Origin of the sequence: Mesorhizobium sp. M0195 (assembly GCF_040322115.1) — a bacterium.
Taxonomy (GTDB): Bacteria; Pseudomonadota; Alphaproteobacteria; order Rhizobiales; family Rhizobiaceae; genus Mesorhizobium.
In genome coordinates, this window is sequence record NZ_JAMYSV010000004.1 from 47,984 (window position 1) to 61,660 (window position 13,677).

13 protein-coding genes are annotated in these 13,677 nt (G+C 62.9%); 4 read left to right on the forward strand and 9 right to left on the reverse strand.

Annotated elements, in window-relative coordinates; all coding sequences use genetic code 11:
* Position 1 precedes the first annotated feature (1 nt).
* On the forward strand, positions 2-1,297 hold the full coding sequence (locus tag NKJ12_RS10730) for an amidase (RefSeq protein ID WP_352702616.1): 1,296 nt from the start codon (positions 2-4) through the stop codon (positions 1,295-1,297).
* Positions 1,298-1,455: 158 nt separating this feature from the next.
* On the opposite strand, the gene NKJ12_RS10735 is transcribed toward NKJ12_RS10730, so the two are convergent.
* The 5 genes from NKJ12_RS10735 to NKJ12_RS10755 are packed head-to-tail and all read right to left on the reverse strand — an operon-like array spanning position 1,456 to position 5,548.
* A complete protein-coding gene (locus tag NKJ12_RS10735; protein ID WP_352702617.1) occupies positions 1,456-1,695 on the reverse strand; it encodes a hypothetical protein in 240 nt (79 codons plus the stop codon).
* Positions 1,696-1,735: 40 nt separating this feature from the next.
* On the reverse strand, positions 1,736-2,716 hold the full coding sequence (locus tag NKJ12_RS10740) for a hydroxyacid dehydrogenase (protein ID WP_254816742.1): 981 nt from the start codon (positions 2,714-2,716) through the stop codon (positions 1,736-1,738).
* Position 2,717: 1 nt separating this feature from the next.
* A complete protein-coding gene (locus NKJ12_RS10745) occupies positions 2,718-3,434 on the reverse strand; it encodes a FadR/GntR family transcriptional regulator (RefSeq protein ID WP_254816743.1) in 717 nt (238 codons plus the stop codon).
* Between the two features lies 1 nt (position 3,435).
* Positions 3,436-4,605, reverse strand: a complete 1,170-nt coding sequence (locus tag NKJ12_RS10750; RefSeq protein WP_254816744.1) for a mandelate racemase/muconate lactonizing enzyme family protein — start codon at positions 4,603-4,605, stop codon at positions 3,436-3,438.
* Positions 4,606-4,660: 55 nt separating this feature from the next.
* Complete coding sequence (locus tag NKJ12_RS10755; RefSeq protein ID WP_023675190.1) at positions 4,661-5,548, reverse strand: sugar phosphate isomerase/epimerase family protein; 888 nt, start codon at positions 5,546-5,548, stop codon at positions 4,661-4,663.
* A gap of 391 nt (positions 5,549-5,939) precedes the next feature.
* Here NKJ12_RS10755 and NKJ12_RS10760 point away from each other — a divergent pair, with 391 nt between their 5' ends.
* From NKJ12_RS10760 to NKJ12_RS10770, 3 genes are all read left to right on the forward strand, one after another.
* Positions 5,940-6,995 carry a sugar phosphate isomerase/epimerase family protein gene (locus NKJ12_RS10760; RefSeq protein ID WP_254816745.1) on the forward strand — a complete coding sequence of 352 codons (1,056 nt, stop codon included), beginning with the start codon at positions 5,940-5,942 and terminating at the stop codon, positions 6,993-6,995.
* 154 nt (positions 6,996-7,149) lie between these two features.
* Positions 7,150-8,337, forward strand: a complete 1,188-nt coding sequence (locus tag NKJ12_RS10765) for a Gfo/Idh/MocA family protein (RefSeq protein ID WP_352702619.1) — start codon at positions 7,150-7,152, stop codon at positions 8,335-8,337.
* Between the two features lie 178 nt (positions 8,338-8,515).
* On the forward strand, positions 8,516-9,367 hold the full coding sequence (locus NKJ12_RS10770; RefSeq protein ID WP_352702622.1) for a sugar phosphate isomerase/epimerase family protein: 852 nt from the start codon (positions 8,516-8,518) through the stop codon (positions 9,365-9,367).
* Between the two features lie 23 nt (positions 9,368-9,390).
* On the opposite strand, the gene phnE (NKJ12_RS10775) is transcribed toward NKJ12_RS10770, so the two are convergent.
* From phnE (NKJ12_RS10775) to phnC, 4 genes are all read right to left on the reverse strand, one after another.
* Positions 9,391-10,758 (reverse strand): phosphonate ABC transporter, permease protein PhnE, encoded by a 1,368-nt coding sequence (phnE, locus tag NKJ12_RS10775; RefSeq protein WP_352702624.1) that lies wholly within the window; start codon positions 10,756-10,758, stop codon positions 9,391-9,393.
* Between the two features lie 2 nt (positions 10,759-10,760).
* Positions 10,761-11,717, reverse strand: a complete 957-nt coding sequence (gene phnE / locus NKJ12_RS10780) for a phosphonate ABC transporter, permease protein PhnE (RefSeq protein ID WP_031194926.1) — start codon at positions 11,715-11,717, stop codon at positions 10,761-10,763.
* A 52-nt stretch (positions 11,718-11,769) separates the two neighbouring features.
* A complete protein-coding gene (phnD, locus tag NKJ12_RS10785) occupies positions 11,770-12,678 on the reverse strand; it encodes a phosphonate ABC transporter substrate-binding protein (protein WP_023721976.1) in 909 nt (302 codons plus the stop codon).
* Between the two features lie 87 nt (positions 12,679-12,765).
* The gene (gene phnC / locus NKJ12_RS10790) at positions 12,766-13,614 is read right to left on the reverse strand and encodes a phosphonate ABC transporter ATP-binding protein (RefSeq protein WP_023721975.1); all 849 of its coding nucleotides are present in this window, start codon (positions 13,612-13,614) and stop codon (positions 12,766-12,768) included.
* Between the last annotated feature and the right edge of the window lie 63 nt (positions 13,615-13,677).

The window sequence follows — 13,677 nt, forward strand, 5'->3', positions numbered from 1 at the left end:
AATGCAATCAGCCCGTGATAGCCTCGAAGCAATTCTTTCGCGTCTTGCCGCTCGCGTCGACGACGAAAGCGTTTTCGTAAAGCTCTACCCGGAAGCCGCACGGGCGGCGGCCGACGCCGCCGATGCGCGGCGAAAAGCCGGCGTCACGCTCGGGCCGCTCGATGGGGCGATCGTCTCGATCAAGGATCTGTTCGATGTCGCTGGCGAGCCGACCACGGCGGGCTCTCTGCTGCTCGCCACCGCAGCGCCGGCGCTGCGGGATGCCATTGTCGTGCGACGGCTGCGTCAGGCCGGTGCAGTCATCCTCGGCAAGACCAACATGACCGAGTTCGCCTTCACCGCGATCGGCGTCAATCCACATTACGGCACCCCCGGCAATGCAAGCGATGCCAGCCGTATTCCAGGCGGCTCGTCCTCAGGCGCCGCCGTTTCGGTCGGCGAAGGCACCAGCCAAATCTCCATCGGTTCCGATACGGGTGGTTCGGTGCGCATTCCGGCATCGCTGAATGGCGTCGTCGGTTTCAAGCCGACCGCGCGGCGCGTGCCGCTCGCGGGTGCGTTTCCGCTATCGGCCACGCTGGACTCGATCGGTCCGCTGGCCCGCACCGTCGCCGAATGTGCGGCGGCCGATGCAGTGATGTCGGGCGAAGACCTGGCGGCACTGTTGCCGCTTCCACTGGATGGCCTGCGCATCGGCATTGCGCGCGGCGTGCTGTTCGATGATACGCAGGAAGAGGTCGCGACGACGTTCGACTGGTGTCTTCGCAAGATGGAGCTTAGCGGCGCACGGCTTGCGGAACTGTCGATCGACGACCTGCTTGCCGAGCTGCGCGCGGCAACCAAGCGCGCCTCGATCGCGGCGATGGAAGGGGCGGAGATCCATGCCGACTGGCTGGCGACGGGAGCGCCGACGCCGGTCGACCCGCGGGTAAGCGGACCATTGTCGCGCGCCGCCGCCATTCCGGCTACGATCTATATCAGGGCAATGCGCCGTCGCGCAGCACTTGCCGCCGCAATGGATGAGCGGCTGGCAGGGGTAGACGTGCTGGCCCTACCGACCACGCCGGTGACGGCGCCGACGATCGTCTCGATGACCGGCGACGAGGCCCTCTGCAACAGGATCGAGGGTCTTCTGCTGCGCAACACGCAGGTCGCCAACCAGTTCGATCTGTCAGCAATCTCGCTGCCCATGCCGGGAAAGGCGCGCCCGGCCGGGCTGATGCTGGTGGCGCGCAATGGTCATGACCACCACCTGCTGCGCATCGCAGCCGGCGTGGAGGCGCTGCTTGCAAATTGATCCGACAGCGCGTGTCAGCGCGACGAGCAGTGGCCGCGTTCGCTGTCCTTGGCGGCGCGTTCGATGCCGGTGGCAACCAGCCAAGGCAGGGTGTACCGCTTGCCGTTGAAGGTCCGGGTGCGGTTCTCGATCGATCCGACAACAACGACCTCGCCGGCTTAGAGCTTGTCCGAAAGATCGAGGGCTTTGTCTTGCTGCGGCAGGCGATCGATGTCGATTGAAACGCCTTTGATGAGCTTACCAGCAGCGAGGTCGAGTGCGCTGTTCGATGGACAGGGTGCCGCCACGCAGCGCAAGCCGTTGTCGCAGAACACGTAGCTGCCCTGTCCGTTGGCGAAGACTTGCGCCGTCGCCACGCAGAAGCCAGCGGTCAGCAGGAATTTTGTGACGTTTACCATGCCGGCACCATCGCCGGCGAGTTCGGGAAAATTGAGGCGCTCAGAGATCGACAGGGAACCGTCGCCGGTAGTGCTCGACCACTTCCGGGTTGCGCAGATTGACCGGTAATCTGTTGGCCAGCACCAGCAAGGCTTCGCCAGCCGCGCCGACGCCCATGCGCATCATCGACTGCTCGGTGATCCCAGCCATGTGCGGGGTGACGATGACGTTGTCGAAGCCGAAATAAGGATGGTTGGGCGGCAGCGGTTGTGTTGCAAAAACATCGAGTGCGGCGCCGCCGATACGGCCCTTCTGCAAGGCCTCGATCAGCGCGTCGTCGTCGATCACCGGCCCGCGCGAAACATTGATCAGCAGCGCATCCGGCTTCATCCGGTCAATGCGCTCGCGGCTGATCAGCCCCCGTGTTTCGGGCGTCAGCGGGCAGCACAGAACGATGATGTCGCTCTGTTCGATCAGCGCATCGATCGACAGGAAGCCGACCCTGTCCGGCGCCGGCCGCATGCTGCGCGTCGTCGCCACCACATTCAGATCGAACCCATGTGCCGCGATATGGCCAACCGCCTGGCCGATCGCGCCGAGACCGACAATGCCGATCGTCTTGCCCGCTAGCTCGCTGGCCACCACAGTGTGTTCGCGGCCGGCCAGCCAGCCCTTCGCACGCAGGTCGCGGTCCAACACACGAAAGCGCCTAAGCAGCGCCAGCGCCGCGAACATCACGTATTCGGCGACGGATCGCGCGTTCACCCCCGGTACGTTCGCCACCAGCACGCCGGCCGCATTGGCCGCTTCCATAGGTACCATGTCCAGCCCGGCGCCGTGGCGGATCGCGGCCCTGAGCCTCCTCGCTCCTTCGAAAAGCGACGCAGGCAAGGGAGCGCGAACGATGATGACATCGGCGTCCCTTGCCTCGGCGGCAAGCGTATGCGCATCGAGGGCGGAAGCAACGACGAGTTCGCCGGCCCCTGTCAGCATGGAAGAGGCACGGGGGTGCAGTCTGTGTGTAGACAGGATCTTGGGCATTTCAGGCCTTTTCGAGCGCTGGGCTTTGTGGTTCCGCCCCACGCCCCTCGATCAGCCCCTTCCAGTAGCTTTCGGCGCCTTGCAGATGGGCGCTCATCAGCGCCTGGGCGAGATTGCCGTCGCGGCGCAGCAGCGCCTCGTAGATCTGGATATGCTCGGCATGGGAGCGCACGCTGCGTTCGGGATCGTTGAAATAGATCGGCAGGCGCAGCTCACCCATCATGTAGTAGACGCTGCAGATATTGTGGAAGACGCTGTTCTTGGTCGCCCGCACGATCTCGAGGTGGAACTCGCGGTCTTCCCGGGCAAGGCCTTCACCGGCGGCGATGCGATCCTCGGAGGCCTTCAGGATCTCGCGCAGCCGCTCGAAATTCTCCTCGGTGGCGCGTGAACAGGCCAGTTCGGCGGCCTTGATCTCGTGGATCTTGCGCAACTCGACCGTCTCGTAGATCTGGACGGGATCGAGCGGCAGGCCCGCGCGGGCGAACAGCGCCATCGCCTCGACGCTCGCCTGCTTCGTATCGATGTAGATGCCGGATTTCGCCCGTCGCTCGACGATGCGCATCGCCTCGAGAATGGCCAGCGCCTCGCGGATCTGTCCGCGGCTGACGCTGAAATGCTCTGCCAGTTCGCGCTCCGACGGCGTGCGGCCCGTCTCCTTGTCGGAATGGGAGAACAGATAGGCGGCGAGTTCCGCGAGAAGGTTCTTTTCTTTCATATCAGCCGTGTTGCGCGTGCGCCTCCAGGAACCGCTCCGAAATAGTGAATCCCAGCCCGGGTCTATCAGGGATCGCTACCATACCGTCCTTTGCTTCGACAGTCTCTTCGATCAGATCGTGGATCATCGGGTTGGCGCCGAGCGAATATTCGACGGTGAAGCTCGCCGGTGAAGCAGCGCAGACATGCAGCCCGGCAAAGAAGCAGGGCGCGCCGGCCCAAAGATGCGGCGCAAAGCGCAGATTGAAGGCGCTGGCGATGGTGCCGATCTTCATCGCCTCGCTGATGCCACCGCAAAAGGCCGGATCCGGCTGGAAGATATCGGCGGATTTGAGCACGGCGAGGTCGCGGAAGGCATAGCGTGTCGCCTCGCTTTCGCCGGTGGCGATCGGGATCGAACCGCAGGCGCGCACCTCGGCCATGCCGGGCTTGTCGTCGGCGATCACCGGCTCCTCGAACCAGGCGAGATCGAGGTCGCCGGCGAGATGGATGAAGCGCTTGGCTTCGGCCACCGTGTAAGTGCCGTGCGCGTCGACCATCAGGTCGATATCGGGACCGAGCGCCTGTCTTGCGGCGCGGACGCGAGCGGCCGAGATATGTGGGGCGCCGTCCATCGCGCCGACGCGCATCTTCAGCGCCTTGAAGCCGCCCTTGGCGATGTAGGACTGCAGCTGGTCGCCGATGGCTTCCGCAGTGGCCCAGCCGCCGGAAGCATAGGCCGGCATGCGGTCCAGCTTGCGGCCGCCGAGCAGCCGCCAGACCGGAACGCCGAGCGATTTGCCGAGAATGTCCCACAAAGCGATGTCGACGGCGCTGATGGCGGCGATGCTCATGCCCCGTCGTGCCAGTTGCGGCATGGCATGGCCGGCGCGAGCGGCACTGTCGTGGCGCGTGCCATTATAGAGCATCTCCCAGATGACGCCGATGTCGGCCGGGTCGCGGCCGACCAGCTGCGGGCCGACCTCGTAGTTCAGCAAATGAACGAGAGCGCCGTAACTGCCGGCGCTGCCGGCGGCATTCTTGCCTTCGCCCCAGCCGACCAGCCCGTCGTCGGTTTCGATGCGCAGGATGGCGGCGTCGAACGTCGCCACCTGACCGAAGTCGCTGCGGTGCTGCTTCGCGACTTCGATCGGTATGCGGACCCACCAGGCTTGGACCGTCTTGATGCGCATGTTCATCCTCGGCCCGGCCGCGGTGAGGCGGAAGGGCTCTTTCCAAATGGCTCGGCTACTTGATCAGCGGCAGCAGCGTTTCCGCGTTGATGCGCATCTGGTCGGTGTAGAATTTCTCCGTGAGCACGCTGGAGCCGTGGTCCTGAATGAACTTCAACTGCTCCGGCGAGATGTCGACGGGGTTGCGTTCGACCATGTCGGGATAGGGAGCAGCCGGCGTGCGGTCGACGGGGGCGACGAATTCATTGGTCAGCGCGCCGTCATAGCCGATCTCCTTCAGCGTGCCGACGATCTTCGGCCAGTCGATCTGCCCGAGGCCGGCGGCGAAGCGGTTGTTGTCGGCGACATGGAAGTCGTAGAGGCGCTTGCCGACCTGCCGGATGGCGTCGTAGACGTTAAATTCTTCCATGTGGATGTGGTAGGCGTCGAGGCAGACGCCGCATTCGGGGCTGACCGCATCGGCCAGCGCCAGTGCCTGGGCGCCGCGGTTGAACAGATAAGTCTCGAAGCGGTTGAGCGGCTCAACCGCGATCTTGACGCCAACTTTCTTGGCGTGGGTGAAGCATTCCCGGGTGGCATCGACCACCCATTTCCATTCCTCTTCCTCGGTGCCGTCCGGCACGACCTTGCCGACGGTGGCGGGAACCAGCGTGATAATCTCGCCGTCGAGCTCGCTGACCATGGTCAGCACGTCCTTGACGTACTGCACCGAGCGCTCGCGTTGGCCCTGGTCCTTGGCGGCGAGATTGCGCTCGCCCAGCATCAGCGTCACCGCTCCCCAGCAGCGAATGCCGTACTCGTTCAACAGTGCGCGCGTCTCCTTGGGCTTGTATTGTTCGGGTTCGCCGGAAATCTCGATCGACTCATAGCCGAATTTCTTGATGCGCTTGAGCGTCGTTTCCAGCGGCTCCGCCCGCATCCAATTGTGCGTCGAAAGATGCATGGTCTATCCTTCCCAGAATCGCCTGTACCAGTTTGCCTGCGGCGCACTCTGCCGAAGCCGCCGCATGGTTCCTCCCCAAGGCGTCCCAGCATTTTTTGCAAACTGGTTCGACCAATTGGGCTTGATGGGAGGTCTACAGTAATTTCATCTGGACGGCAAGAAGTGCTGCCATCAAGCGTTGGCTCCTGCCTATGCTATTGATTATACTTAAACATGTGGCTTAACTCGGCATGGTTGCAGGACTGCGGCAGCGCGTCAAATGGCTTGACCAGATTTCGGCATTTGGTAATACCAGAATAGCGGCGCTGAGCGCGCTGTGCAAAGAGACCAAAGACGCTGGCCCTGTTTTCAATCGGCGCTATGCTTGGTCGTGAAACATAGGGAGATGCTGATGCCGACGACGATGAAGGGGCCTGGTCTGTTCCTGGCGCAGTTTGCGGGCGACGCCGCGCCGTTCAATTCGCTGGCGTCGATCACCAAATGGGCGGCTGGTCTGGGCTACAAGGGCGTGCAGATCCCGACATGGGACGCCCGATTGTTCGATCTCGAGAAGGCAGCCTCCTCCAAGGCCTATTGCGACGAGGTGAAGGGCATCTGCGCCGATGCCGGCGTCGAGATCACCGAACTGTCGACGCATCTGCAGGGGCAACTTGTGGCGGTGCATCCCGCCTATGACGCGCAGTTCGACGGCTTCGCGCCGGCTGCGGTGCACAACAATCCAAAAGCCAGGCAACAATGGGCGGTCGAACAGATGAAGTTCGCCGCCAAGGCGTCGAAGAATCTCGGGCTCAAGGCGTCGGTGTCGTTTTGCGGAGCGTTGGCCTTCCCATACCTCTACCCCTGGCCGCAGCGGCCGGCGGGATTGATCGAGGAAGCATTTGCCGAACTGGGCAAACGCTGGACGCCGATCCTCGACGTTTATGACGAGAACGGCGTCGATGTCGGCTACGAAATCCATCCGGGCGAGGACGTGTTCGACGGCGCGACATTCGAGATGTTCCTCGATTCGGTCGGCGGCCACAAGCGCTGCAACATCAACTATGACCCGTCGCACTTCCTGCTGCAGCAGCTCGATTATCTCGAATTTATCGACATCTACCACGAGCGGATCAAGGCGTTCCACGTCAAGGATGCCGAGTTCAATCCGACCGGGCGGCAAGGCGTCTATTCCGGTTACCAGAGCTGGACCAACCGTGCCGGGCGTTTCCGCTCGCTCGGTGACGGGCAGGTGGATTTCGGCGGCATCTTCTCCAAGCTCACCCAATACAATTACGATTCATGGGCGGTGCTGGAATGGGAATGCTGCCTCAAGCACCCGGAGGATGGTGCGGCCGAAGGCGCTCCCTTCATCCAGCACCACATCATCAGGGTTACGGAAAAGGCATTCGACGATTTCGCCGGCGGCACGACCGACAAAAAGGTGCTGCGCGGGATGATGGGGATCTAACACAGCTTTCCCTCCCCCTTGAGGGGAGGGTCGATCCGCGCAGCGGATCGGGGTGGGGTCGCTGGGTTGAGCTCGGCATTGACCGACCCTCCCGGCCCTTCGGGCCACCCTCCCTCAAGGGGGAGGGGTATCTCAGACAACGAGGGAGAAAATCGTGGTTGGCGCATCGAAGACGGAAACGGGAGGCGGTCCGATCCGCTACGGCATGGTTGGCGGCGGACAAGGCGCCTTTATCGGCGCGGTGCACCGCATCGCGGCACGCATGGATAACGAGTTCGTGCTGGTTGCTGGCGCCCTCTCGTCGAATCCGGAGCGCGCCAAGGCCTCGGCGGCCGAGCTTGGGCTCGATCCGGCACGCAGCTACGGCTCCTATGCCGAGATGGCCAAGGCGGAGGCCAAGCGGCCGGATGGCATCGAAGTGGTGGCCATCGTCACGCCGAACAATGTGCACGTGCCGGCCGCCAAAGCTTTTCTCGAGGCCGGCATCCACGTCATCTGCGACAAGCCACTGGCGACGACGCTAGCCGAGGCAAAGAGGCTGGCGGCGCTGGTCGAAAAGACCGGCAAGGTGTTCGTGCTGACGCATAACTACACCGCCTATCCGATGGTGCGGCAGGCACGCGAGATGGTGGCCAAGGGACAGCTCGGCGATATCCGCATCGTGCAGTCGGAATATCCGCAGGACTGGCTGACCGAAGACCTGGCCGCCACCGGCCAGAAGCAGGCTGCGTGGCGCTCTGACCCGAAGCAGGCGGGTGCCGGCGGTGCACTGGGCGATATCGGCACGCATGCCTACAACCTTGCCCGTTTCGTCTCCGGGCTGGAGCTCGATTCGTTGTCGGCCGATCTCGATGCCTTCGTGCCGGGGAGGCTGCTCGACGACAACATCAATGTGCTGCTGCGCTTCAAGCCGGTCGGCGGGTCGCACCCGGCCAAGGGAATGATCTGGGCAAGCCAGGTGGCGCCCGGCCACGAGAACGGGTTGAAATTGCGCATCTACGGCTCGAAGGGCGGCCTCGAATGGGTGCAGGCCGACCCGAACTATCTCTGGTACACGCCGTTCGGCCAGCCGAAGCAGTTGATTACCCGTAATGGCGCCGGCGCGCTCCCCGTCGCCGGGCGCGTCAGCCGCGTTCCGCCAGGGCATCCGGAAGGCTATCTCGAAGGTTTCGCCAACATCTATCAGGAAGCCGCGCGGGCGATTCGTGCAGCGCGCCGGAAGGGCGGGAAGCCGGCTAAGGATGTCGTCTTCCCGACAGTGCAGGACGGCGTCGAGGGCATGGCCTTCATCGAGGCCTGCGTGAAGTCGTCGAAGAAGAATGGGGCATGGACGAAGCTCTGAAGGGTGGTGGTGATAGTCAGGTGAGACCGGTCTGGCAAATGCCAGTTTCCTGCGCTTCCGGTGCTCATGTACCAAAGTACGTTCCGCTCCGGCTCTTGGAACCCACCACTTTCGGATCGGCCTGACCTGAATCTCACCACCCCTCCGGCGATCGGGCGAATGAAGGGAGGGGGCGTCGATGAAAATCGGCATGTGCATGTTGTTGTGGACGACCAGTGTCTCGAAAAAACACGAGCCGTTGCTGAGGGACATCAAGGCGACCGGCTTCGACGGCGTCGAAATACCGGTCTTCTCCGGCACGCCGGACAACTACAGGAAACTCGGCGAACTGCTCGACCGTATCGGGCTGCAACGCACCGCCGTCTCGGCCATGGGCGATCCGGCGATGAACCTGATCTCGCCGGATGCCTCGACGCGCAAAGCCGGTATCGACTACATGAAATCGGCGATCGACTGCGCGCAGGCGCTTGGCGCAGACACGTTGAGCGGCCCGTTGCATTCGACGCTCGGGGCCTTCTCGGGCAGCGGGCCGACGGCGGCCGAGAAAAAACGTTCGATCGCTTCGCAACGCGCTATTGGCGACCATGCCGGCAACAAGAGCGTCACCATCGGGCTGGAGGCGCTCAACCGCTTCGAATGCTATCTGCTCAACACGATGGACGATTTGTCGGAGCATATCGACGCGATCGACCGGCCGCACATCAAGGCGATGTACGACACCTTCCATGCCAACATCGAAGAGGCCGACCCGATCGGCGCCTATACACGCAACCGCAAGAACGTCGTCCATATCCACATTTCGGAGAACGACCGCGGCGTGCCGGGCCGCGGTCACATCCCCTGGAAGGAGACTTTCTCCGCCATCCGCGAGAGCGACTATGACGATTGGCTGACGATCGAGGCGTTCGGCCGCTCGCTGAAGGATCTGGCCGCGGCCACCAAGGTGTGGCGCGACTTTTCCGAAGGCCCGGAAGCTGTTTACCGCGACGGCTACAGGCACATCAGGAGCGGCTGGAAGAAGGCGGCCTAACTGCCGCCGGCGCAACGCGGCCGTCACCCCTGGCCGGCCTGGATCCTGTTGTAGTCGTGGATCGTCCTGCTCAGGCGGCGGCGCAGGAAATTGGAAATGTTGTCGAAGATGAAAACGACGAGCAGGACCAAGAGCACCATGTAGAAGACGTTGGCCCAGTTGGAGTTGGTGCGCATCGCCTCCCAGAGCTTCAGGCCGATGCCACCGGCACCGACGGCGCCGATGATCGTTGCGCCCCTGGTGTTGGATTCCCACTGGTAGAGCGTCTGGCTGATGAAGACCGGAATCACTTCCGGCAGCACGCCATAGCGCTGCACCAGCAAGCCGTTGGCGCCGGTCGACTGGATGCCCTCGCGCGGCTTGTCGTCGATGTTCTCGAGGCCTTCCGAATAGACTTTGCCGAGCGTGCCGATCTCGGTAATGAAGATCGCGGCGCTGCCGGCAAGCGGGCCCGGGCCGAAGGCGCGGGTGAAGAACAGCGCCCAGATCAGCATGTCGACCGAACGCATGAAATCGAAGAAGCGCTTGAGCACCTGACTGATCACGCCGCTCGGGGTGATGTTGCGGGCGGCAAAGAAGGCGAGCGGGAAGGCGACGATGCCGCCGAGCAAGGTGCCGAGAAATGCCATGACGATGGTCTGGAACAGCTTCGTCCAGACATCGCCATGCTGCCACTGGGCGTTGTACCAGATATTGTCGGCGGCCAGCGTGATGTTAGATGTGCCCGGCTTGAGCTGGGGTCCGGACATCAGCAACGAGACCACCTCGCCGGGCGACTTGCCGAAGAAGGGCGAGCGTGTGTCGAAGACGAAATTCGCCCAGCCGAGGAAGCGCTTGCGGACCTTGACGCGATCGACGGTTATGCGGACCTCGCCGGCAAAGCCCATCCTGGCGACGATTTCGTCGTCGTGTGCGGTGATCCAGTCCGGCACCAGGCCGGATATCACCGGCTTGCCGCTGGCCAGGGACACCGGCACCGTCTGGCCATTGGCGACCAGCATCGCCTCGGTCTTGTCGAAGGTAACCGATTTGGCCCGGCCGTCGATCAGAATGGTGTAGGAGCCGTTCGCACTGGTGATGACCCAGTCGGGATGAGGATCTTCGCCGAGCGCGGAAAAACGCGGGTATTTGGGCGTGATCTGAGGCTGATCGAGACGGAATTCCGGCTGCAGATCGTAGCTGATCCATTGCGTCAGAAAGAGCGGCAGGCGCTCCCAGTGGGATTCCCTCAGAACTTGCGGCAGGCTGAAGAACCACAAGGTGTAGACGAGGTAGAGCAGGATGCCGGCGAACAGGACCAGCGGGCCGAAGCGTTTGTACAGGGGCCGCCGGAACACATGGGGGAAGCGCTCCTCGATCGACTGCATCTCATCGGCGGTCATTGCGGCCATGCTCAGGCGCCCATCATGAAAGCCTGCTCGCCGACGAGCTTGCGGCGAAGCCAGGCAGAGAACTGATCGACGAGGAAGATGGTGGTGAACAACAGCAGCACCAGAGCCAGCGTCTTGGCGCCGAAGCCGCGCGAGATGGAGAGCTTCAGCTCCTCGCCGATGCCACCACCCCCGACCGCGCCGATGATGGTCGAGATGCGGACATTGATCTCGATCCTGAGCAGCGTGTAGGACGTGAAATTGGGCAGCACCTGCGGCAGGGCAGCGAAGCGCATGCGCTCGAACCAGTTGGCGCCGACGGCGCGCAGGCCTTCTTCGGCGCGCATGTCGATGTTTTCGTTGATCTCGTAGAAGAGCTTGCCGAGGGCGCCGATCGAATGCAGGCCGATGGCGATGATGGCTGCGACCGGGCCGGTCGAGAGGATGGCTGCAAACAGGCCGGCAATGACGATCTCCGGGAAGGCGCGAAGCAGTTCCATGAAGCGCTTGACGACGAGCCTGAGCACCGGACTGGGCGTCAAATTGCGCGCCGCGATGAAGGAGAAGGGCACCGCAAAGACGAAGCCGATGAAAGTGGAAACCAGCGCCACGTTGAGCGTGGTGAGCATCAGCTCGAAATATTCGGGTAGATAAAAGCCGCGCCAGAGATAGACGCGGCCAAGCGGGAAGTTGAACTCCTGGCTGCCTTTGTCGTGCGGCGATGCGATGTCGAACAGCGCGCGCCAGACGTCATTCCAGTCCTTGGGAACAAGCCAGCTAAGGAAATCCAGTATGTGCGGCAGCCGATCGAAGAAATGTCCGGCATTGGCCTCGTCGGCGAACCACATGGCTGTGCACATGGCAACAAGCAGCAAGCCGATGCCGAGCGCGGTGTAGAACCGGCGCAAGGACGTCTGGCGTCGCCAGGTGTCGGCCGTCCGCCGGGTCGCGTCTGAACGGATCGTGGCTGAGATGGTCATGATCGGCATGCAAAAAGGGCGGCGCTGGTAAGGCCGCCCTTTTCAATTGCATTCACCCGCCGATCGCCGCTTTGCGGGCTTCGACGATGACGCTGTAGAAGTCCGGCTTCACTGGAACGTAGCCAGTGAAATCGCCGCCTTCGATGGCTTCGAAGCAAGGCTTGTCCTTGGCCGGCAAGCTGGTGAAGAAGTTGGCGAGCTTGGCGCTCATATCGCCGCCGAGCGCGGTGCGCACGACCAGCGGGCCATTCGGGATCAGGCCGGAGCGCCAGACTTCGACGAAGTCGTTGGGGTCGACGGCGCCCTTGGCGACTTCCTTGTGGAAGGTGCCGGACGTGTAACCGTTCTTGAAGTCGCCGATGCCCGAGGAGTCGTCAACCGCCACGTCAACCTTGCCGTCGCGGACGGCGAGAAGGTTGTTCTCGTGGCCGCCATTGAACTGGGTCGAGGCGAAGAAGGTTTCGTTCGAAGCGCCGGTGTCCTTCGGGATCTGGGTCAGCGGGATCAGATAGCCCGACGTCGAATCCGGGTCGGCATAACCGAGCTTCTTGCCCTTGGCCGATTTGATGTCGGTGATGCCGGACGACTTCAGCGCCAGGCCTATCGAATAATAACCGGTCGCACCGTCGGTCTGCTGGGTGGTGAGGATCGGGGTCACCGCGTTCGGATCCTTGAGGTAGACGCTGGCATAGCCCGACGCACCAAGCTCGGCGAAATCGAGCGTGCCGCCGAGCAGGCCCTGGATGACGCCGTCGTAGTCGGCGGCCGGGAACAGCGAGACCTTCTCGAAGCCGAATTCGGACGTCAGGTGATCGGCGAGGCACTGAAAATTGCGCAGCCGGTCCGCTTCATTTTCACCGCCAAGGATACCGATGCGGAATTCCTTGATATCCTGGGCGTGAGCGGCACTGGCCGCGATGGCGAGCAATGAAACCGCGCCAAAAACCATCTTCCTGAACATTGGGTCTCTCTCCTTTGATCCGGCCTCGCGCCGGTTGCGATCGAATTTTGACGAGTGCCTTTGACGCGGGCGGCGATCAGGCCGTTCTCAATAACCAGGAAACGCTGGCTCGAGCGGTCCGGCGGATGCAGCGATTTTCTGTTTGATGGCGACACTGGTCGAGGTGATGGCCTCGGAGATTTCGCCGCCATTGCTGTCGGCGCCATAGACCATGCGCACCGCCTCGCGATTGAGGTCTTCGGGCGGGCCGTCGAAGACGACCTTGCCGGCGGCCATGCCGATGATGCGGTTGCAATAGTTGCGGGCCGTATCCAGCGTATGCAGATTGGTGATGACAGTGATACCCTCGCGCAAATTGATATCCTGCAGCGAATCCATCACCACTTTGGCGTTGAGCGGATCGAGCGAGGCAATCGGCTCGTCGGCGAGCAACACCTTCGGCTGCTGCATCATGGCACGCGCGATCGCAACGCGCTGCTGCTGGCCGCCGGAAAGCGTGCCGGCGGGCTGCAGCGCGGTGCGGGCGATGTCCAGGCGCTCGAGGGCTGCAACCGCCTCGGCGCATTCGTTGCGGGAGAACATGCCGAACAGGTTGGACAGGGTCGAGCGGTGGTTGAGCCGGCCGAGCAGCACATTGGTCAGCACATCGAGGCGCGGCACCAGATTGAACTGCTGGAAGATCATGGCACAGTCGCGTTGCCAACGCCGGAGCGGCGAGCCGCGCAACCCGGAAACCTCGACGCCGTCGAACAGGATGGATCCCTGGCTGGGATCGATGAGGCGGTTGATCATGCGCAGAAGGGTCGATTTGCCGGCGCCGGAGCGGCCGATGACGCCGACCATCTGTCCTTGCGGGATCGAGATGTGAACATTGCTGACGGCGGTGTTCTTGCCGAACCGGCGGGTGACGCCGCGGATTTCGAGCGTAGCTGACATGGTGCAGGCTCCAGTCCAATCGCAATTGAAGGTCTGTTAACCCTCGCTAGCGCAGCTACGTGA